The following is a 20777-nucleotide window of genomic DNA, read 5'->3' as shown; positions in this document are numbered from 1 at the left end:
AAATGCTAAAAGGCGTGCACGATTTCTGCAAAAGTACTTTTTTTATCGATAAGACTTAGCTCAAATAGCTGATTTTGAATTTTGTTTAACGTTTCCGAAGTTATATTTTTTTGCGACCATTTGGTTTGAAGTAACCAAGAATCAATGTCTTCCGTCTTTTGATTAAATCTACTAGCCAATGTTCTGTTGATACTCGGAATATCTTTGAATTCTTCTGTGGTTGTGTTGATTATTTCTAAAATCAATTCGATAGTTTGTGGATGCTTTTCGAGAATTTCATTACGAACAGCAATCACAAAACACGGCCATGGCGTAGGGCAGTCGGCAATTCTACGGAAAGTTCCGTTGTCAACCAATGGTTTTGTCATAAACTTTTCCCACATAAAATAATCGGCTTTTCCATTGGATAACGCTTCAACCGCACCATCAATTGTGTTGACGATTTCAAACTGCAAATCATTTGTTTTCCAACCTTGATTTTGAGCGTTTACAATCGCCATTAAATGAGATCCTGAACCTAATCGACTAATGGCAACTTTTGTGTTTTCTAAATCAGAAAGTGAAGTATAATTTGATTTTGCATCAACGTGAATTCCCCAAATGAGGGGACTTTCCACATAAATTTGAACGATTTTGGATGGATTTCCGGCATTGATGTCTTTTACAATTCCTTCAGAAAGAATCACGGCAATATCGGTTTCTCCATCACGAAGAAGTTGGCACATTTTTCCTGTTCCTTCGGGAACATCCGTCCATTGTAAATCGATTCCGGCTTCTTCAAATTCACCGTTTTCAATGCACAAATGCCAAGGTAAGTTGAAATGTTCGGGAACGCCTGCTATTTTGATGGTTTTCATAATTATAAATTCTGATTTCTAAATTCTATATTTTCCAACTTCCACCACTTCCAAATCACGCCATCTTTATCCGGATAATTTTCCATAAAATTAAAGCCAACTTTTTGTAAAACGTGATTGGATGCTCCGTTTTCAGCGTGAGTATAAGCGTGCATTTTTTCGATATTCATTTGATTAAAACCATAGTCTAACCAAGCGGTTGAAGCTTCGGTGGCATAACCTTTGTTCCAGAATTTTTCATTTAAACGATAACCGTAATCATAGAAATTGGTGTTGCCGTTTTCTTCGTGGTCGTTTACGAATTTAATCCCTGTCCAACCAATGAATTCGCCGGTTTCTTTGAGAATTGTTGCAAAACGTCCAATTTTATTTTCAAGATATTGCTGTTGAACGTACTCGATTGTTTTTATCGTTTCACTAATATCTTGTGAAGGCTTTTGCCAAAGGTATTTGTGAACACTCGGATTATTATCCATTTCAAAAAAAGCATTTGCATCACTCAATTCAAGTGGTCGAAGTAGGAGACGTTTGGTTTCGATTTGTAAATTCATTTATTTTTTTTTGAACACAGATTTAAGAAATTAAAATAATTTTAAAAATTTCCCGAATTTTTGAAATCCGTGTTCTATGCTCAATATTATTTTTCAGCCAATTTATCCAACGCATATTCAATCAACGCATCCACCGCTTTGTACGGATCTTCGCTAAATGTTCCATTCGCTCGGTTGGCAATAATTGCATTCAACGACAAACATTCATGTCCTAATAATTTGCCTAAACCGTAAATGGCGGCTGTTTCCATCTCTAAATTAGTCATTTGAATGCCTTTGTAATTGAAAGAATCCATTTTAGAATTTAAGTCCGCATCTTGAATATTTAATCGCAATACGCGGCCTTGTGGTCCGTAAAATCCGCCTACAGTTCCGGTAAAACCTTTATGAATTTGGTTACTTTCAAATTTTTTGGCTAACGATTCACTTCCTTTAATTACATACGGGCGACCTTTTCGTAAATCCCAATTTGTTTGATTGATAAACGCATCTTCGATGTCTTTTTCGGAAACAGCATCGATTAAATAGGAGCGAAGCATGTTGTCTAAACCTAGTCCGTACGAACTCATCACAAAGCTATCTACTGGAATATCAGCTTGCAATGAGCCGGAAGTTCCTATTCGAACAATGTTTAACGAAGTTAGTTTTTCTTTAATGGTTCTGGTTTTTAAATGGATATTGACTAACGCATCGAGTTCGTTCATCACAATATCAATATTATCTGGACCAATTCCGGTTGACATTACCGACATTCGTTTGCCTTTATAGATTCCGGTTTGTGTTTTGAATTCTCTCTTTTGTGTTGAAAATTCAATGGAATCAAAATGTTTAGTGATTTTTTCTACCCGATTTTGATCACCCACAAAAATAATGTCGTGAGCAATATGTTCCGGCAATAAATTTAAGTGGTAAACACTGCCGTCGGGGTTTAGTATTAATTCTGATGATTTTATCATTGTTTTTTTTATTGTTTAAGATGGTTTAAAAGTTTAAATTGTTTAAAAGTTTAACAGAACAACAGTAAACCATTTTAAACAAAATTGAACAAATTAAACCAATTTTAACCTCCTACACGTTTGGTTTTAAATCCTTTTTCTTGCAGAAATTTCATTATTTTATCACGGTAATCACCTTGAATGATGATTTCACCGTCTTTAAAACTTCCGCCAACGGCAAATTTACTCTTTATTTCTTTGGCTAAGATTTTGAAGTCTTCATCGGTTCCTTCATAACCTGAAATAATTGTAGTTGGTTTGCCTTTTCGCTTTTCATATTGACAAATCATAGGTTCTTTTTGAACGTATAATTCGTGCGGTGTTTCATCAACTTGTTCCGGTTCGTTGGAAGGTTGATGGTCGGGGAAGAGTTTTTTGAGTTGTTCGTTTAAATCCATTTTTCTGAGTGGCTGAGAAGCTGAGATTCTGAGTAACTGAGAAAAAACTCAGCAACTCAGTAACTCAGCAACTTTAAATTAAAAAAAGACATCAAGCCAAAACTCAATGTCTTTCCTATATGAGTTAATAAAATTTATTTCTTAATCAATCCCAAATCAACTAAACGTTCGTGCAGAAATTCTCCTGCAGAAATGTCTTCGTATAATTTTGGGTTATTTTCATCAATACAATCTTCCAACACATCCAAACGCATATCGCTTACCGGATGCATAAAAAACGGGATAGAATAACGGGAAGTTCCCCACAATTCTCTCGGTGGATTTACCACTTGATGAATGGTAGATTTTAATTTATTGTTTGTATGACGTGACAACATATCACCCACATTGATAACCAGTTCATCAGGTTCAGCAATCGCATCAATCCAATCGCCATTGTGGTTTTGTACTTGCAATCCTTTTCCTTGAGCACCCATTAAAAGCGTAATCAAATTAATATCGCCGTGAGCAGCCGCACGAATAGCATTTTCAGGTTCGGAAGTAATTGGTGGATAGTGAATTGGTCTCAAAATTGAGTTTCCTTCTTTACCGTATTGATCAAAATAAAATTCGTCTAAACCTAAATGCAAAGCCAATGCTCTCAACACATAAATACCTGTTTTTTCAAGCATTTGATAGGCTTCTTTGCCTACTTCGTTAAAGCGAGGAAGTTCTTTTACTTCCACGTTGTCCGGATATTCAGAAGCATATTTTGAATCTTTGCTCACATACTGACCAAAGTGCCAAAATTCTTTTAAATCGCCTTCTTTTTTGCCTTTTGCGTGTTCTTTTCCAAAGGAAACATAGCCTCTTTGACCACCAATTCCCGGAATCTCATAACTGTATTTGGTTTCTAATGGCAGAGCGAAGAAATTTCTAATTTCGCCATACAATTCATCAACCAATTTGTCATCTAAAAAATGACCTTTAAGTGCTACGAAGCCAATATCTTCGAAAGCTTTTCCGATTTCATTTACAAATTTTTGTTTACGTGCCGGTTCATCCGACAGGAAATCACGCAAGTCAACACTAGGAATGTTTTGCATACTAAAATTATTATTTGTTAATAACTCAAAGTGAGTTGAATGCTTGTAAATACAAATGTAAATAAATATTTCGTTATGCAAAATTGAAAGTTATCAACAGTGGCGAAAACGTTTTATAAAAAAGTATCACAAAACGATTAGAATTTGTTATTTTTTGTACTTTTGGGAGCGTTTTAAAACATCCAAACTATGCTTTTCGACAGAAAAAATCTTTCCGACACTACTCTTCTTGATTTATATATTCGATTACTGAAACCACGTTTAATTGAAGAAAAAATGCTCATCTTGCTTCGTCAAGGTAAAATTTCTAAATGGTTTTCAGGTATTGGTCAGGAAGCAATTTCGGTAGGAATTACTTCGGCTTTAGATAAAGATGAATACATTTTGCCGATGCATCGTAATTTAGGAGTTTTCACCACAAGAGATATTCCTTTGCAACGTTTATTTGCTCAATGGCAAGGGAAGAAAAGCGGTTTTACCAAAGGGCGTGATCGTTCGTTTCACTTTGGAACACAAGAATATAAAATCATCGGAATGATCTCGCATTTGGGTCCGCAATTAGGTGTGGCAGACGGAATTGCATTAGCCAATAAACTCCAAAAGAATGGTAAAGTTACTGCGGTTTTCACAGGAGAAGGAGCTACAAGCGAAGGCGATTTTCACGAAGCATTAAACATTGCCGCCGTTTGGGATTTACCTGTTTTGTTTGTGATTGAGAATAATGGTTATGGACTTTCAACACCAACTAACGAACAATACCGTTGTATAAATTTGGCAGATAAAGGAATTGGTTACGGAATGGAAAGTCATATCATTGACGGAAATAATATTTTAGAAGTTTTTACGAAAGTATCCGAATTAGTCGCTTCACTTCGTGAAAATCCGAGACCGGTTTTATTGGAGTTTTTGACGTTTAGAATGCGTGGACACGAAGAGGCGAGTGGTACAAAATATGTTCCGCAAGATTTGATGGATGAGTGGGCTCAAAAAGATCCTATCGATAATTATAGAGAATATTTGAAAGAAATCGGATTGCTCACTAATGATTATGATGATGCAATTCGAACTGCTTATAAACAAGAAATGGACGAACATATTCGTTTGGTTTTTGATGAACCGGATTTTGTAGCTGATTTAAGTGAAGAACTAAATGATGTTTATAAACCGTATGATTTTGAAGAATTTACACATTCATCTACAACAGAAAATATCCGTGTAATTGATGCGATTACGCAAAGTTTGAAGCAATCAATGGAACGTCATCCCAGCTTGGTGATTATGGGTCAAGACATTGCAGAATACGGTGGAGCTTTTAAAGTTACCGATGGTTTTGTGAATTTATTTGGAAAAGAACGTGTTCGCAATACTCCGATTTGTGAAAGTGCCGTGGTTTCAGCCGGAATGGGTTTATCGATTAACGGGCATAAAGCGATTGTAGAAATGCAGTTTGCCGATTTCGTTTCTACAGGATTTAACCCGATTGTGAATTTATTAGCAAAGCAACATTACCGTTGGAATGAAAAAGCCGATGTTGTAGTTCGTATGCCTTGTGGTGGCGGAACGCAAGCCGGACCGTTTCACTCGCAAACGAATGAAGCTTGGTTTACCAAAACACCCGGTTTAAAAGTGGTTTATCCTGCTTTTCCTTATGATGTGAAAGGTTTACTGAATACCGCTATTAATGACCCTAATCCTGTCATGTTTTTTGAGCATAAACAATTATACAGAAGCGTTTATCAAGATGTTCCGACAGATTATTATACAATTCCGTTTGGTAAAGCAGCTTTGCTGAAAGAAGGTTCGCAAGTCACTATCATATCTTTTGGAGCAGGCGTTCATTGGGCTTTGGAAACATTATCTAAACATCCTGAAATTAGTGCGGATGTGTTGGATTTACGTACGTTACAACCATTGGATAAAGAAGCCATTTACATATCCGTTAAGAAAACTAACAAATGTATTATTTTGCAAGAAGATACTATTTTTGGCGGAATTTCAAGCGATATTTCATCAATGATTATGGAGAATTGTTTTGAGCATTTAGACGGTCCGGTTCGAAGAGTAGGTAGTTTAGAATCACCGATACCTTTTGTGAAGGCATTGGAAGATCAATATTTGCCGAAAGAACGATTTGAAAAGGAGTTGTTAGAATTGGTAGCTTATTAATACAGAAAGAGACTTAGGTCTCTTTTTTATTTAAAATATTTTATTATTATCTCAATCGATATAGTTCATAACTAATCTTCTTTTCTTTTAATTACTATCATTTACCTGATATTTATCAGATTTTAACATTCATTAACAATCTAACTTTGTTGTATATTTTAAATACAATAAGGTCATGAATTTATCACACATAGAACATATTGGAATTGCTGTTAAAAGTCTTGACGAAGCTATTCCCTTTTGGGAAAACATGCTCGGACTTAAGTGCTACAACATTGAAGAGGTAAAAGAACAGAAAGTTAAAACTGCTTTCTTTCAAATTGGACAATCAAAAATTGAATTGTTAGAATCCACAGATCCTGAAGGTCCAATCGGGAAATTTATCGAAAAGAAAGGTGAAGGTATTCATCACCTTGCTATTGCTGTAAAAAATATTCAACAAAATTTAACGGAGTTAGAAATAAATGGTGTTCAGTTAATAGACAAAATGCCCAGAAAAGGAGCAGAGGGATTAGATATTGCCTTCTTGCATCCCAAAGCAACGCACGGTGTGTTGCTAGAACTTTGCCAAAATAATAATTTGTAAATCTAGACTAATGGAAAGTACAAACCAACTTAAAACCTTATTAGACAAACGTGCTGAAGCTAAATTAGGTGGTGGCCAAAAACGAATTGATACCCAGCATGCCAAAGGAAAATTAACCGCTCGTGAGCGAATTGAACTCTTGCTGGATGAAAACAGTTTTGAAGAATTTGATATGTTTGTCACACATCGTTGTACCAATTTTGGTCTGGAAGATCAGAAATATTTAGCCGATGGTGTTGTAACCGGATTTGGTACGATTGATGCCAGATTAGTCTATGTTTTTTCACAAGACTTTACTGTTTTTGGGGGTTCATTATCAGAAACATTTGCTCAAAAAATTTGTAAAGTGATGGACATGGCTCTCAAAATGGGAGCTCCAATTATTGGTATAAATGATAGTGGCGGAGCCAGAATTCAAGAAGGAGTAACAAGCTTAGCAGGTTATGCCGAAGTTTTTCAACGCAATATCATGGCTTCTGGAGTGATTCCGCAAATTTCTGCTGTATTCGGGCCTTGTGCTGGTGGAGCGGTTTATTCGCCAGCGTTAACCGATTTTATTATGATGACAAAAAAGAACAGCTATATGTTCGTTACCGGCCCAAAAGTTGTAAAAACTGTTACCGGAGAAGTAGTTACCGATGATGAATTAGGTGGTGCAATGGTGCACGGAACCAAATCGGGTGTAACGCATTTTATTGCCGAAGACGAACAAGAAGGTTTATTACTTATTCGAAAATTATTGAGCTACCTTCCTCAGAATAATCTCGAAGAACCACCTCTTTCAGTTTGTTTAGATCCGATAGATCGATTTGAAGACAGTTTAAACACAATCATTCCAGAAAATCCAAATAAACCGTATGATGTAAAAGATGTTATTCATGCTATTGCCGATGACAATGAATTTTTTGAAGTTCACCGTCATTATGCACCAAATATAGTGGTGGGCTATGCCAGGTTTAATGGTCAACCGGTCGGAATTGTTGCCAATCAGCCAAGTTATTTAGCCGGTGTGTTAGATATCAACGCCTCCCGAAAAGCAGCTCGATTTGTACGCTTTTGTGATGCATTTAATATTCCAATTGTTACGTTGGTGGATGTTCCGGGATTTTTACCTGGAACAACCCAAGAATACGGTGGCATAATTATTCATGGAGCTAAATTACTTTTTGCTTACGGCGAAGCAACAGTGCCAAAAGTGACGATTATTTTACGAAAAGCCTATGGTGGAGCCTATGATGTGATGAGTTCAAAACATTTACGTGGTGATATCAATTATGCTTGGCCAAATGCAGAAATTGCTGTAATGGGACCAAAAGGAGCCATCGAAATTTTGTATCAAAAAGAATACATGCAAATTGAAAACCTGGAGGAAAGAGCTCAATTTATTGCCGACAAAACAGAAGAATACAAACAAAAGTTTGCTAATCCTTATAATGCGGCAAGTTACGGCTATATTGATGATGTAATTGAACCTCGAAATACTCGATTCAGAATCATACGTGCTCTCCAATCATTAGCTACGAAAAAAGTGATTAATCCGCCCAAAAAACACTCTAATTTACCATTGTAACATGAACAATCTATTCATTTTAGCACAAGTTAGTTCGCACAAAGATGCTGCAGAGTTTGCCCGATTAGATCCATATGGGGTCGGGATGACTTTGGTAGCTATGACAGTTGTTTTTCTCTCGCTCATAGTTTTGTATATAATGTTTAAAAACATTGCAATGCTGTTTGCTTATGATTTTAAGAAAAAATTTTCTTCTACAACAAATAAACCAATTAAAATCAAAGATAACGCTGCCACATTAGAATTAGGTGCAGCGGTTGCAATGGCTATTTATTTGTATCAGCAAGAATTACACGATCATGAAGCCACTTTGTTAACCATTAATAAAATCAACCGAAACTATTCTCCATGGAGTTCAAAAATCTATGGAATGCGTAAGGAATTAAAATAAAAAGTGATGAAAAAATTTAATTTTAAAATAAACGGAAACAGTTACGAAGTAAAAATTGACAGTTTAGAAGATGATATTGCGAATGTACAAGTCAACGGAAATGCCTATGTGGTTGAGTTGGAAAAAAAATCATCGGTTGCAAAAACACCTAAATTGGTTCGTTCCGTAGCAGTTCCTACAACAGATTCTACTCAATCCACTGCAAAAACAAGTAGTCCTACGGCTCCAAAAGGTGGTGGAACTATCAAATCTCCACTTCCTGGCGTTATCCTGAAATTACATGTAAAAGTAGGTGATCAAGTAAATCTTTCGCAAGAATTAATTACACTAGAAGCTATGAAAATGGAAAATAGTATTCAAGCGGATAAAGCTGGGGTTGTAGAAGCTATTCATTTTAATACTAATGACGCAGTAATGGAAGGCGATGTTTTAATTACCATAAAATAAGAAATCATGAATGAGTTTTGGAATTTTTTAGTAGAGCATTTAGAACTTTTTTTCACCTATACAGCTTTTGCCAATTTTACGATTGGTCATGCTTTCATGATTTTAATCGGATTGGTCTTTATTTACTTAGCTATTTTTAAAGAATATGAACCGATGTTATTAGTTCCAATCGGATTTGGAATTTTAATTGGAAACGTACCTTTTTTTCCCGGTCTTCAAATAGGAATTTATGAAGAAGGCAGTGTGCTTAATTACCTTTATTTTGGTGTAATGAAAGGTATTTATCCTCCGTTGATATTCCTTGGAATTGGGGCGATGACTGACTTTTCTGCCCTAATTTCCAATCCTAAATTGATGTTAATTGGTGCTGCGGCTCAATTTGGTATTTTTGGAGCATACATGGCTGCTTTGGCATTAGGTTTTTTACCTGAACAAGCGGGTGCAATCGCTATCATTGGTGGAGCAGATGGTCCAACAGCTATCTTTTTATCTTCAAAATTAGCACCGGAATTAATGGGTGCAATCGCCATCTCAGCCTATTCATATATGGCTTTGGTGCCGGTTATTCAGCCTCCAATCATGCGGTTATTAACTACACCTAAAGAACGATTAATTCGAATGAAACCACCACGCGTTGTTTCCAGAAATGAAAAAATCATGTTCCCAATTTTTGGTTTATTGCTCACCACATTCATTGTTCCGAGTGGTCTTCCATTATTAGGTATGTTGTTCTTTGGAAATTTATTAAAAGAAAGTGGCGTTACCAAACGATTAGCCGATACAGCCAAAGGGTCTTTAATCGATATCGTAACCATTTTAATAGGTTTAACCGTTGGAGCTTCTACACAAGCAACCACTTTTTTAACCGGTAATTCGGTGGGTATTTTTGCCATTGGAGCAGTTTCTTTTGTTATAGCTACAACAGCTGGTGTATTGTTTACTAAATTTTTTAATATATTTTTGAAAGAAGGTAATAAAATTAATCCACTTATTGGAAACTCTGGTGTTTCTGCTGTACCGGACAGTGCAAGAGTATCCCAAGTTATTGGTTTAGAATATGACAAAACCAATCATTTACTCATGCATGCGATGGGACCAAATGTGGCAGGTGTAATAGGAAGTGCTATTGCTGCAGGGGTTATGTTGAGTTTTTTAGGGTAAGTTAAATAAGTTTTATTTGCTAAATATTCTGTTTTCTACAGTTTTTAAAACTACTATTTTATTTTTTAAAAAAATAAATATCCTACAAACTAATATAGTATTTTTATAAAAAATAGAATCATGCGATTAATTACTCTTCTTTGCCTATTAATTGTGTCGGTTGGATGTGAAGAAATAACATCTGATGAAATTAAAATTGGCATTCAACCTTATGCTGATTTTCCAAAATCTAAAACAGACACAATCGCGAAGATCATTCATACATTTTATGGTGTTGAAACGATTATTTTACCAAATAAGCTCCATCACATTTCAACATTTACTAATGAGAAATCGCCACGTTATCGAGCGGATAAAATTATTAAACTTCAAAAGGATGAACTTGCTGATTCATTAGATTATATAATAGGTTTAACAGAAAAAGATATTTCAACTTCTAAAAAAGAAAGCGGAAAAATAAAAGAACCTATTCACAAATACCAAGATTGGGGAATTATGGGTTTGGCTTATTGTCCGGGAAAAAGTTGTGTGGTTTCTACCTTCAGAATTCAACATAAAAATAAAGCAGTTAATTTTATGCGATTAAAAAAAGTGACTGTTCATGAATTCGGACATAATTTAGGTTTACCACATTGTCCTGATAAAAAATGTGTGATGACAGATGCTGTTGAAAGTGTTGCCACTATTGATAATGCACAACTTAGCTTGTGCAATAATTGTGAAAGTAAATTGAATTAAGTATTTTTATCTTCTTTAAAATACTATAATGCAACCCAATATCATCCAAATTCATTATTATCATTCACCTGTTGGAGAACTGGTTTTGGGTGATTTCAACAACCAACTTTGTCTTTGTGATTGGCGTTATCGTAAAATGCGTTATGAAGTAGATAACCGAATTCTAAAAGGATTACAAGCCGAATTTGTTGAAGAACTAACACCTTTACTTACCGAAACTCAAAACCAATTGCAAGCCTATTTTGACAAAAAATCCGAAACGTTTGATTTACCACTTTTGTTCGTTGGCACCGATTTTCAGCAAACCGTTTGGAAAGCGTTGCAACAAATTGATTATGGAAAAACACAAACTTATTTGGGTTTATCCAAACAATTAAACAATCCAAAAGCCATTCGGGCAGTAGCTTCGGCAAATGGTGCAAATGCTATTTCAATAATTATCCCTTGTCATCGAATTATTGGAAGTAATCAAGAATTAGTGGGTTATGCCGGAGGATTGTCTGCTAAGAAAAAATTATTAGCGTTGGAACAAGGCAGCCAGTTGGAGCTGTTTTGATATAGTATGTAAAAAAAAATAATTAAAAACTTATACTTAACACTATGAAAAAATTTCTTAAAATTATATCTATACTTATCTTATTAATGTTTTACAGTTTCGGATTTGCTCAAACTGATTTAGATGGTGTTCCAAAAAGATTTCATAAAGATTTCGCTCAAAATGGATTAATAGTAGGTTCAATTACATTTCCTAAAGAGAAAGCGAGATTTAATGGTTATTTTATTCAAATTAAAAGCGATACCGATTCTAAATCAAAAAGTATAACAGAAATCCATATTTCCCCAGAACAATTCTGGAGAGTTAGGCATGATGGACATTTAGATGACAAGAGAACTTATTTGTTTGTATTGGAACTTCCTGTTGGATCCTATTCAATTGTTGGAATTCGTTTATTCTCAAATAGTGGTATCGCCATTTTGCAGAGAACCTATAATAAAGGCGGTTTTTCAATTCCATTTGATGTAAAAAAAGGAGAAATAACTTATGTTGGTAATCTTTTTTTTAATGAATATGCATCTGAAAATGAAGCAGTTGTCTCTTATGAAAACAATTATGAAAAAGATATCAATAAACTAAAAGAATTAAAACCTTTAATTGATTGGAGCCAAACTGTTAATTATCCGGAAATGAAAATTGAATATTTAAATGAAAAGTAAATTATTTTGCATTTGTAATTAATTTATGTAAGCCAAATTATTTAATCTATGACTCGCAAAATAGTTCATCAAAAAAAGCATTGTACGCTTTTGTTTACAAAAAACATCTTTCTAAATGATTCGAATTTAATTCTACATTGTATGATTATTTTTCCAAAACAATTATTTCATTTTGCTGATAAAAAAATAGAATACATTTATACTCAAATCAAAGCACACAAAAACGTTAACATACACCAATAACATGTTAAACTACCTGTTTTATATTTTAATAATGTGTAATTTACTAAAAAATGAAAACGACTTGTTCTAGCAATTTTTTTTCAATTTTTTAAACATAAAATATTCGCTAAAAAAAAGTAACATGGTAGGATTTGACTACATCGAAACGTGGGTAGATGATTTACTAATTGCAGGAGGTGTTGCTCATGAATGGGCCATTTATCTTCGTTTATTCTTGCTTATTATTGCTTTAATGATTTTTTCGGTGATTGGCTTCTATTTTACCAAAAAAATAATCATCAATTATTTTTACAAGATTGTTAAAAAGTCATCTGTAAAATGGGATGATCTTTTGGCGGATAAAGAAGTTTTTCATAACCTAGCTCATGTTGTACCTGCTGTTTTTGTTAGACTACTCGCTCCAAGCATTTTTGATGATTTCAAATTGTTACTGCCGTTTATTATCAAGTTAACAGATATTTACCTGATTATTGTGGCAATAACTATTATAATTGCGTTAATAAAAGTAGCTGAATTTGCTTTTTCGTTGCTTCCGGCGTTTAAAAATAAACCGCTTACGAGTTATTTTCAATTGATTAGGATTTTATTTTATATTGCTACGGCCATTTTACTCTTTTCAATACTTTTAGGAAAATCGCCTGTTTATTTTTTAAGTGCTTTTGGAGCAATGACGGCTATTTTGTTGTTAATCTTTAAAGATACCATACTTGGTTTAGTTGCTAGTGTTCAAATGTCTACCAATGATATGGTTAGGGTAGGCGACTGGATTGAAATGCCCAAATTTAATGCCGATGGAGATGTGATTGCCATCAATCTTAATACGGTAAAAGTGCAAAATTTTGATAAAACTATTACTACCATTCCCACCTTTTACTTTATTACAGATAGTTTTAAAAACTGGCGAGGAATGGTACAAAGTGGCGGAAGAAGAATTAAACGCTCTCTTTTTATTGATGCCAATTCTGTTCATTTTGTAGATGCTGAACATAGAGAGGAACTTAAAAAAATTCATCTCATTTCAGGATTTATGACTGATAGACAACAAGATATAGAAGCTTCAAATGATCAACTTAATATTGATACTTCAGTTCTAATTAATGGTAGAAGAATGACCAATATTGGTGTTTTCAGACATTATATTGAATTATATCTTAAATCACATTTAGGAGTAAGCAAAGAAATGACCATTATGGTTAGACAATTGGCTTTGGAAGACAAAGGAATTCCGTTAGAAATCTATTGTTTTGCAAACACAACAGAATGGTTGGATTATGAAAGTATTCAAGCGGATATTTTTGATCATTTATTTTCGGCGACAAGATATTTTGATGTAAGTTTATTTCAACAACCAAGTGGAAAAGATATTTCAAAAGCTATTCAAGATTTGCAAACTGTTCAACATTAGAATTTTTGAGGTTGCTTATTGTGTAATTTCCGTTGTTTGAAATTTAGAATTTAATTACTAATTTAGTTGATAATAAAAATCAAAAACTATGCTTGCAGCAATCCATCCAAAATTACCCATGCGGAATAAAACTATCACAAAACGATATTATATAGAACAATTGGGTTTTAAAATCTTTGGAACTGCCGATTATCCTGAATATTTAATGGTGGAAAAAGATGCTATTCAACTACATTTCTTTCTCTTTGCTAATCTAGATCCGGAACAAAATTATGGTCAGGTTTACATTCGAGTAAAACGCATTGACGATTTTTATCAAACCTTATTGGACAACAAAGTTCGAATTCATCCAAATGGTTTTTTGGAGAATAAACCTTGGGGACAAAGAGAGTTTTCACTATTAGATCCGGATGGGAATTTGTTGACGTTTGGGGAAGATTATTAAAAAGTAACGTAATATTTAAAAAAGTAGCCACATTCTATTTATTGATTAAGAATGTTCTATTTGTTTTTTATGATTACAACAAATACAATCATCAAAACCGGAACGCAAAACACAAAATTTAACCCAAACCACTTAAGCATCACAAATCCGAATAGAAAAAACAATGCAAATGCAATTTTATATTTCAGGTTTTTTATCAATATTTTCCACTCAATAATTCGCCACCAATACTTGATTTAGCTTCTATTCCTAATTTTTTCATCATTTCATACGTTGTACAAACTGCTGCAGAAGTCACCGGAATACCGCATTCTGCCTGAATTAAATCGATAGACTCCAACGAAGGCATTTGTACACAAGCTGAAACAACTAACACATCAACATCAGCTAAATCCAGTTGCTTATATATTTCCAATAAATTCATCGGATTTTGAGCAGCTACTTCCAAATTATCCGGAATTTCAAGAGCAATACTTTCTTTCACTTTAATACCTTGATGTTCAATATAATCTACAACCATATCTGTGAGCGGACGCATATATGGGGTTATAATCGATATTTGTTTGGCTCCTAAAACTTTCAAACCATTAATTAATGCTCCGGCAGAAGTTACAATTGGAGTAGGGAAGTCATTTGCCACAGTTTCTTGATGCAAATTCACTTCGGAAACACAATGATAACCTCGACCCATACTCATAATGGCCACTAAACAAGCATAGCCCATCACATCCACATGAGCATCTGATAATTCTTGTGCACATTTTAGACTCATCGCATCCATTGCTTCGAGTTCTTCTTTCGTTACTTTTTTCATCCGCATTCGGCTTGAATGAAATGTAAATTTTTCAGGAAGAATGGTTTCCCGTGCTCTGAAAATGGCTGGGATTTCTGTTTCCATTGTTATGTTGGAAGAAGGGACGATTTGGCCTATTCTGTATTTTTTCATGTTTGTTTTTTTTAACCGCGAAGAGCACAAAGATTTACGCAAATTTCGCGAAGGTGATAACTGATTACTGAAAACTGAGACTGTCTACTAGATCTCTTTCACAGTATTTACAATCGTTCCAATTCCTTCCACAGTGGCTTCAACCACATCGCCATCCCACATCCATTCTTGCGGATTTCGACCGGCACCAACTCCTGCAGGTGTTCCTGTAGCGATTATGTCACCGGGTTCAAGTGTGAAAACAGTGCTTAAATCTTCAATCAAATCATTGATATTAAATAGTAAATACTTGGTGTTGGAATTTTGTTTTTCAACGCCATTAAGTTTCAATGATAGGTTCAAATTATGCGGATTCGGAATTTCGTCTTTTGTCACCAAATAAGGCCCCATCGGAGCAAAAGTATCTTGTCCTTTAGAAACAATCCATTGTCCTTCTCTGCGGCAATCTCTCGCCGAAATATCGTTAATAACTGTATAACCAAAAACATAATCTAACGCATTTTCTTTCGGAACATATTTACCATATTCGCCAATAACGACAGCCAATTCCACTTCCCAATCTAATTGTTGAGTTAATTTTGGATTTAATAATATTTCTGTATTTGGACCGGTAACAGCTGTTGGTGGTTTAGAAAAGATGATTGGTTTTTGAGGTAATTTTCCTGTAGTATCAAGTGTTCGGGCACTTTCTGCTACATGTTCGGTGTAGTTTAAACCAATTCCGATAATGTTTTTCCTTGGACGTTGGATGGGTGCCAAAATTTCTACTTCATCAAACGTATAACCAATTTGTTCGAAGTCGATTTCACGAGTTTCTTTTATCATTTCGGTAATTTCTTCAATAATTTCAAATCCCAAATCAATTAAATCTAACATATCAATTGGTAATGGGAAATTGGATATTTCTCCAAAATCTTCCATATCAATGATTAGGTTGTTATGAAGAAATCCTAGGCGAGGTTCTGTGTCTTTTGTTTTGTAGGTGAGTAGTTTCATGTATAAAGGTGATGATTTTCTAAGTTACTAAGGTTATGTGTACAAGTAAAAAGTTATTGTTCAATTTTTACAATTTGAGTGTTTGAATTATCTTTAGATTTAACTTCCAATTCATACGATTGATTATCTTTTCTGAAGTTTTTTATTTTAACAATATCACAAAAGTCCATTTGATCAAGTACAAATGAATCTACTCGGATGATTTCGTCTCCGTAGCTTAACTTGTCTCTAAAAGATTCATCCCAAACAAAACCAATAGAATATTTGTTATCAATAATGGTTGCACTGTAAATTGGCGGTTTTTTATCTAAAACGATATTTTCAATAGCTTCAAAATAGAATTTCTTTTTTTTAAAGTCGATTATTATATCTCCATGTTTCAATAAATCTAAACCAATTCTGGAATTATTGTCGTCTGTTGTATTGGAAATTAAATTTTCAAACGTGGTACCATTTAATTTTAAAAAAGTAGCTTTAAATAGAATTTGTTCTTTCAATGGAGCTGTTCCAAAAAGCCCGATGCTACTTGAACCGGTGCTTCTAGATAATTCTTCAAATATATTTTCAGTTGAAAAGATATTAAAAGCTCTGTTTGACATTTCATAAAAACCGTCCATTCCTGTATCAATCAAGACCTCTTCAGAAACAACATGTTTTTTTTTGTCTAAAAATTTAATTTTAACGTAAGGAGATTTTTGTTCGCCAAATAATATTAATTTTGAAGGCTTTGCTTTTGTTTTAAGATTTTTAACATCATCTGTAATAATGATTTTTTTATCTTTTAAACTAATTTTTATAACCGAATTTCGTAAAAGATTACTCCCAATAAAACCATCCATTTTAAAACATTTCAATATAAAATGGTTGTCTAAATCACTGACCAAAGCCGTAGTATTATCAAAAGTAAGATTGCCTAGTTTCATCGATTCGATGGCAACCATTTCCATTTTATCACTTTGATTATTGGCATCGGAAACGTTTATTTTTCTGCTGTTTTGGACGTTTATTTCCGCTAAAACTGTTTTTGAAATTACGTTAGGTGCACCAGTATCTAATAAAAATTTAAAGGTTTTATTGTTAATCACAACAGGCAGAATGATTTTATCATTAACCAATTCAAAACTGATTTCTTCGTAGTAATTCTTTTGATTGATTTTTCCCTGATCAAAAACTAATTTTTGAGAAAATAATAGACTTGTTGCAAATAAAAATAGAATCGTTATATTTAATCTTATCATTTAATTAATTTTAGTTATAAGATTGAAAACCATTATTTTCTGAATAATTTTTTTCTTGATATAATCCCAATTTTTCAATTACAGGTAAATCATTAAATGCAAATAAACACGCATCTTCAGATTCAGAAAGATTATGATGTTCGTGCCAAGCCCATGATGGAACGCAGAAAATATCTCGTTCTTTCCAGTCAAAACGCTGACCGTTTATGATGGAATATCCTTTACCTTTTGCACATTGGTACACAAAAGATCCGGTATGTTTATGAGCTTTTCCATTGAAACCGGCAGGCAATAATTGTATTGAAGCACCCATCGTTTGCATAACGTGACCACCAGTAAGAGGATTAGTATAATTCATAAAAATCCCGTCATAAGGATTTACTTCACTCACTTTTTGCGTTTCTAGTAAAGCCGGATAAACATTCGACCAAGAATATTTGAAAAGTGGAGAATAGGGTTTGTCCCACGATTTATCGGCTGGAATTAATCCGGCACAACCATAGGAAATAGGTGAGTAATTTAAAGGAGCGATCAATTCTTGTTTACCATCTAAAACGGCATAATCGTTCGCTTCTAACGCATTAATTAAAGGAATATCGAGACCATCTTGCCAAATGCAGGTTTTTCCGCCTTCTTCCACACCGTGTTCATGCCAAGTAGAATTGGGTGTGATGACGAAATCATTGACTTCAAGCATAATCTTATTTCCATCCACAACAGTGTATCCTTTTTCGCCTTCCATGATAAAACGTAGGGCAGAAGCACGATGGCGATGAGCAGACGTAAATTCGCCCGGACGAGTCACCTGAATTCCGGTATATAACCAACCAACAGCAGCAGAAACGTCTTTTCGTTTATCATTCACTAAATAGACCACACGACGACCGGCTTGTTCAGGAGTTACGAGGTCTGACGATTTAAGGACTAATTCTCTCAAATCGTCATATTTCCAAAGCATCGGAATAGAAGAGGAGCGAGGTTCCCACGGTTCGATATCATTAGCAACCGTCCACAGAGCACCGGCACCCAAGTTTTCCAAATCTTTGTAATATGCTTTTAGTTCATCGGAATCTTGTACTCTTGCTCTTCCGTAAACGTCGTCTGAATGTTTTGCGTCCATGTTGAATTTTCAAAGTATAAAACGGTAAATTTACAATTATTCTTTGAATTTTTCAAGGGTGAAATTCTCAATATAGTAGCCTGAATTAATTAATTTTTAACTGCGATTCCATCAGATAATAACCACGAATTCTCAATTTTTATCCACGTATGTGAAAAACTAAATGTTTCACTTTTGTGGATGTTATGCTGTTTGTCTGTCCAGAATTTATCAACATCATAGTGAATTGTGACTGTGTTTTCGGTTATTTCGATTGCCTTTTTATGAAGAGCACAACTGAATTCCAAACTACTATCTTCATTGATTTCTTTCATCCAATACGAACATTTTTTTACATCAGAAATAGTCAATTCATCCGCTTGGTAATTGATTTGATTATGAATCCAAAGTTTTTTATAGGAAGTTGAATCGTTTCTTTCAAGGTAATTCCAATAGCGATTTTCTAACTGCCAAATTTCTTTTTCTACTTCACTTTTCTGAGCAAATACTGAATTAGTATTTAATTGAAAAATTAGTACAAATACTATGAAAAACCGTTTTTTGAGGAATATCTGATTATTTTCGAATAAAAAATTCATTTCAACTTTATTGTGTTAACGTTTCCAAAACGGGTCTGAATGACATATTCAACTCTTTTTCAGCCAAATCATTTTTATAAATTATCTCTGCGGGTGATTTAGGTTTTCTGTCATTCAACATTTCGTGAACATCTGATACTTTGTAGGTTTCACTGGTTAATAGATAATCTTTTCCGTGTAAATTGTTTGTCGTTGCTGCTTTAAAAGTTGCCAGTGCCACATCTTTCACATCTACAATGGCAAAAGGCACATCATTATCAAATAAAGATTGAACAAATTCATCGGGTGCGATTTTATTTTTGATTAAAAATTGCATTCCGGTTGAAGTAGAATCTTCTCTATCCGACATTGATTTTCCCATTACCATAACGGGAGAAACGGAACTAATTTCGAACGAAAGGTTTGGATTATCTTTTATAAATTGTTCCACCACTTGATTAGCGATGAATTTCGCTTGACAATACGGATGACTCATTTCGCTGGTGAAACGTTGATCGTTTTCATCAAACGTATCCGTAAAACTTTTGCCATCCGCCGGCATCGGAAAATTAGTATTCCAAGCCGCAACGGAAGCAAGAAGAACCACTTTTTTTACACTTGGTGTTGCTTTGATGACTTCCAAAAAGTTTTCTGTGCCTTTGATAGTAGGAGTGAAGAGTTCTTTTTCCGGATCGTTAATGGTTAGTTGAAACGGCGTTCCGCTGTGAATCACAATATCACATTCACTTACAAATTCTTTGAGTTGTGCTTTATCTTCAACATTTAATTCTTCGATGTATAAGTGATCGGAATTTTTCAGATTCATCAAATGACGGTATTTTTCTTCTTTTGAAATATTGGTTGTAGAAACTTTTACTTCAAAACCATTATCTAAAAATTGTTTGGTGATAAAACTTCCAATAAATCCGGAACCACCAATGATACCTGCTTTTTTCATTTTGATTCATTTTAAAGAAACCTGCAAAGCTTTTGAGTTCCTTGCAGGTTTTGAATTAATAATTATTTTGTTGAAGTACTATCGACCACGGTTGTGGCGGCAGAAAGTTTTTGTAAATCCAAGGCTATTTTTGCGTTATTCCAAAAACCTACTTCGCGAACAATTTTACCGTTTACGAATTGAGCTGTGATGGCACAAGGTAAAGTATATTCTTCTCCGGTAGCTTTTAAAGTGCCTTTCCAGTGACCCCAAAAATTTACCCAAGTTTCACCGTTATCGGTAACTACCATTTCATATTCTGATTCGGCGTCAATAAAATCTATATTCGAAAAAAGTTCTGCGTCTTCTTCACTTACTTCGATTAATTTATCTACGCTAACTGCTTTGTCTTTTGTGACATTATGTTCAATTTTTGCAGTATCCGCATAAAATGATTTCATTGTTGCCCAATCTGCTTTTTCATAGGCTTCGATTGATTTTTTAAACGAATCGATTTCCGGCGATTGTTGGGTGTAACGTTGCTTCTCTTGACAGGATGCCAAAATAAATAATCCAATAGCTACAATTAATATTTTTTTCATGATTACATTATTTTTAAGTTGATTAGTTATGGTACACGCGTCAATAAATTGTAATTAACGTGAGTTCGATATAAAATTACTGAAAAAGGATCAATTGTTTAGTGTCCACGAAGTTGTTTTTTAGAGAT

23 protein-coding genes are annotated in these 20777 nt (G+C 34.2%); 11 read left to right on the top strand and 12 right to left on the bottom strand.

The window, feature by feature from the left end; all coding sequences use genetic code 11:
• Positions 1-5: 5 nt before the first annotated feature.
• The 5 genes from AC23MC_RS07405 to AC23MC_RS07385 all read right to left on the bottom strand — a co-directional run bounded on the left by AC23MC_RS07405 (position 6) and on the right by AC23MC_RS07385 (position 3886).
• On the bottom strand, positions 6-857 hold the full coding sequence (locus tag AC23MC_RS07405; RefSeq protein WP_487567766.1) for a substrate-binding domain-containing protein: 852 nt from the start codon (positions 855-857) through the stop codon (positions 6-8).
• A gap of 2 nt (positions 858-859) precedes the next feature.
• Positions 860-1408, bottom strand: coding sequence for a GNAT family N-acetyltransferase (locus AC23MC_RS07400; RefSeq protein WP_487567765.1), 549 nt, complete (start codon positions 1406-1408; stop codon positions 860-862).
• 86 nt (positions 1409-1494) lie between these two features.
• Complete coding sequence (locus tag AC23MC_RS07395; protein WP_487567764.1) at positions 1495-2364, bottom strand: nucleoside phosphorylase; 870 nt, start codon at positions 2362-2364, stop codon at positions 1495-1497.
• Between the two features lie 104 nt (positions 2365-2468).
• Positions 2469-2801 carry a translation initiation factor gene (locus AC23MC_RS07390; protein ID WP_487567763.1) on the bottom strand — a complete coding sequence of 111 codons (333 nt, stop codon included), beginning with the start codon at positions 2799-2801 and terminating at the stop codon, positions 2469-2471.
• Between the two features lie 134 nt (positions 2802-2935).
• Positions 2936-3886: an isopenicillin N synthase family dioxygenase gene (locus AC23MC_RS07385; RefSeq protein ID WP_291094275.1), complete on the bottom strand. Its 951-nt coding sequence runs from the start codon at positions 3884-3886 to the stop codon at positions 2936-2938.
• 189 nt (positions 3887-4075) lie between these two features.
• Between AC23MC_RS07385 and AC23MC_RS07380 the strand changes: the two genes are divergently transcribed.
• From AC23MC_RS07380 to AC23MC_RS07330, 11 genes are all read left to right on the top strand, one after another.
• Positions 4076-6052, top strand: a complete 1977-nt coding sequence (locus AC23MC_RS07380; protein WP_487567762.1) for an alpha-ketoacid dehydrogenase subunit alpha/beta — start codon at positions 4076-4078, stop codon at positions 6050-6052.
• Between the two features lie 175 nt (positions 6053-6227).
• Positions 6228-6638, top strand: a complete 411-nt coding sequence (gene mce / locus AC23MC_RS07375) for a methylmalonyl-CoA epimerase (RefSeq protein ID WP_487567761.1) — start codon at positions 6228-6230, stop codon at positions 6636-6638.
• Positions 6639-6648: 10 nt separating this feature from the next.
• Complete coding sequence (locus AC23MC_RS07370) at positions 6649-8208, top strand: acyl-CoA carboxylase subunit beta (RefSeq protein ID WP_487567760.1); 1560 nt, start codon at positions 6649-6651, stop codon at positions 8206-8208.
• A 1-nt stretch (position 8209) separates the two neighbouring features.
• The gene (locus AC23MC_RS07365) at positions 8210-8599 is read left to right on the top strand and encodes an OadG family protein (RefSeq protein WP_487567759.1); all 390 of its coding nucleotides are present in this window, start codon (positions 8210-8212) and stop codon (positions 8597-8599) included.
• A 6-nt stretch (positions 8600-8605) separates the two neighbouring features.
• On the top strand, positions 8606-9046 hold the full coding sequence (locus AC23MC_RS07360; RefSeq protein WP_487567758.1) for a biotin/lipoyl-containing protein: 441 nt from the start codon (positions 8606-8608) through the stop codon (positions 9044-9046).
• A 6-nt stretch (positions 9047-9052) separates the two neighbouring features.
• The gene (locus AC23MC_RS07355; protein WP_487567757.1) at positions 9053-10207 is read left to right on the top strand and encodes a sodium ion-translocating decarboxylase subunit beta; all 1155 of its coding nucleotides are present in this window, start codon (positions 9053-9055) and stop codon (positions 10205-10207) included.
• Between the two features lie 120 nt (positions 10208-10327).
• Positions 10328-10945, top strand: a complete 618-nt coding sequence (locus AC23MC_RS07350; RefSeq protein ID WP_487567756.1) for a matrixin family metalloprotease — start codon at positions 10328-10330, stop codon at positions 10943-10945.
• Positions 10946-10973: 28 nt separating this feature from the next.
• Positions 10974-11501, top strand: coding sequence for a methylated-DNA--[protein]-cysteine S-methyltransferase (locus AC23MC_RS07345; protein ID WP_487567755.1), 528 nt, complete (start codon positions 10974-10976; stop codon positions 11499-11501).
• Positions 11502-11545: 44 nt separating this feature from the next.
• On the top strand, positions 11546-12160 hold the full coding sequence (locus tag AC23MC_RS07340; RefSeq protein WP_487567754.1) for a hypothetical protein: 615 nt from the start codon (positions 11546-11548) through the stop codon (positions 12158-12160).
• A gap of 364 nt (positions 12161-12524) precedes the next feature.
• Positions 12525-13808, top strand: a complete 1284-nt coding sequence (locus tag AC23MC_RS07335; RefSeq protein WP_487567753.1) for a mechanosensitive ion channel family protein — start codon at positions 12525-12527, stop codon at positions 13806-13808.
• Between the two features lie 88 nt (positions 13809-13896).
• Complete coding sequence (locus tag AC23MC_RS07330; protein WP_487567752.1) at positions 13897-14253, top strand: bleomycin resistance protein; 357 nt, start codon at positions 13897-13899, stop codon at positions 14251-14253.
• A 196-nt stretch (positions 14254-14449) separates the two neighbouring features.
• Here AC23MC_RS07330 and AC23MC_RS07325 read toward each other — a convergent pair whose 3' ends face one another.
• From AC23MC_RS07325 to AC23MC_RS07295, 7 genes are all read right to left on the bottom strand, one after another.
• Positions 14450-15199, bottom strand: coding sequence for a maleate cis-trans isomerase family protein (locus AC23MC_RS07325; RefSeq protein ID WP_487567751.1), 750 nt, complete (start codon positions 15197-15199; stop codon positions 14450-14452).
• 87 nt (positions 15200-15286) lie between these two features.
• A complete protein-coding gene (locus AC23MC_RS07320) occupies positions 15287-16195 on the bottom strand; it encodes a fumarylacetoacetate hydrolase family protein (RefSeq protein WP_487567750.1) in 909 nt (302 codons plus the stop codon).
• A gap of 53 nt (positions 16196-16248) precedes the next feature.
• On the bottom strand, positions 16249-17433 hold the full coding sequence (locus tag AC23MC_RS07315; protein ID WP_487567749.1) for a retropepsin-like aspartic protease: 1185 nt from the start codon (positions 17431-17433) through the stop codon (positions 16249-16251).
• Positions 17434-17443: 10 nt separating this feature from the next.
• Positions 17444-18553, bottom strand: coding sequence for a cupin domain-containing protein (locus tag AC23MC_RS07310; RefSeq protein WP_487567748.1), 1110 nt, complete (start codon positions 18551-18553; stop codon positions 17444-17446).
• Positions 18554-18642: 89 nt separating this feature from the next.
• The gene (locus AC23MC_RS07305) at positions 18643-19131 is read right to left on the bottom strand and encodes a hypothetical protein (RefSeq protein WP_487567747.1); all 489 of its coding nucleotides are present in this window, start codon (positions 19129-19131) and stop codon (positions 18643-18645) included.
• Between the two features lie 7 nt (positions 19132-19138).
• Entirely contained in the window at positions 19139-20068 is a 930-nt protein-coding gene (locus AC23MC_RS07300; protein ID WP_487567746.1) for an NAD-dependent epimerase/dehydratase family protein, read from the bottom strand.
• Between the two features lie 62 nt (positions 20069-20130).
• A complete protein-coding gene (locus tag AC23MC_RS07295) occupies positions 20131-20649 on the bottom strand; it encodes a nuclear transport factor 2 family protein (protein ID WP_487567745.1) in 519 nt (172 codons plus the stop codon).
• Positions 20650-20777 lie beyond the last annotated feature (128 nt).

This window comes from Flavobacterium sp. T50_26, assembly GCF_057652995.1.
This window is presented reverse-complemented; position numbering and strand designations above follow the sequence as displayed.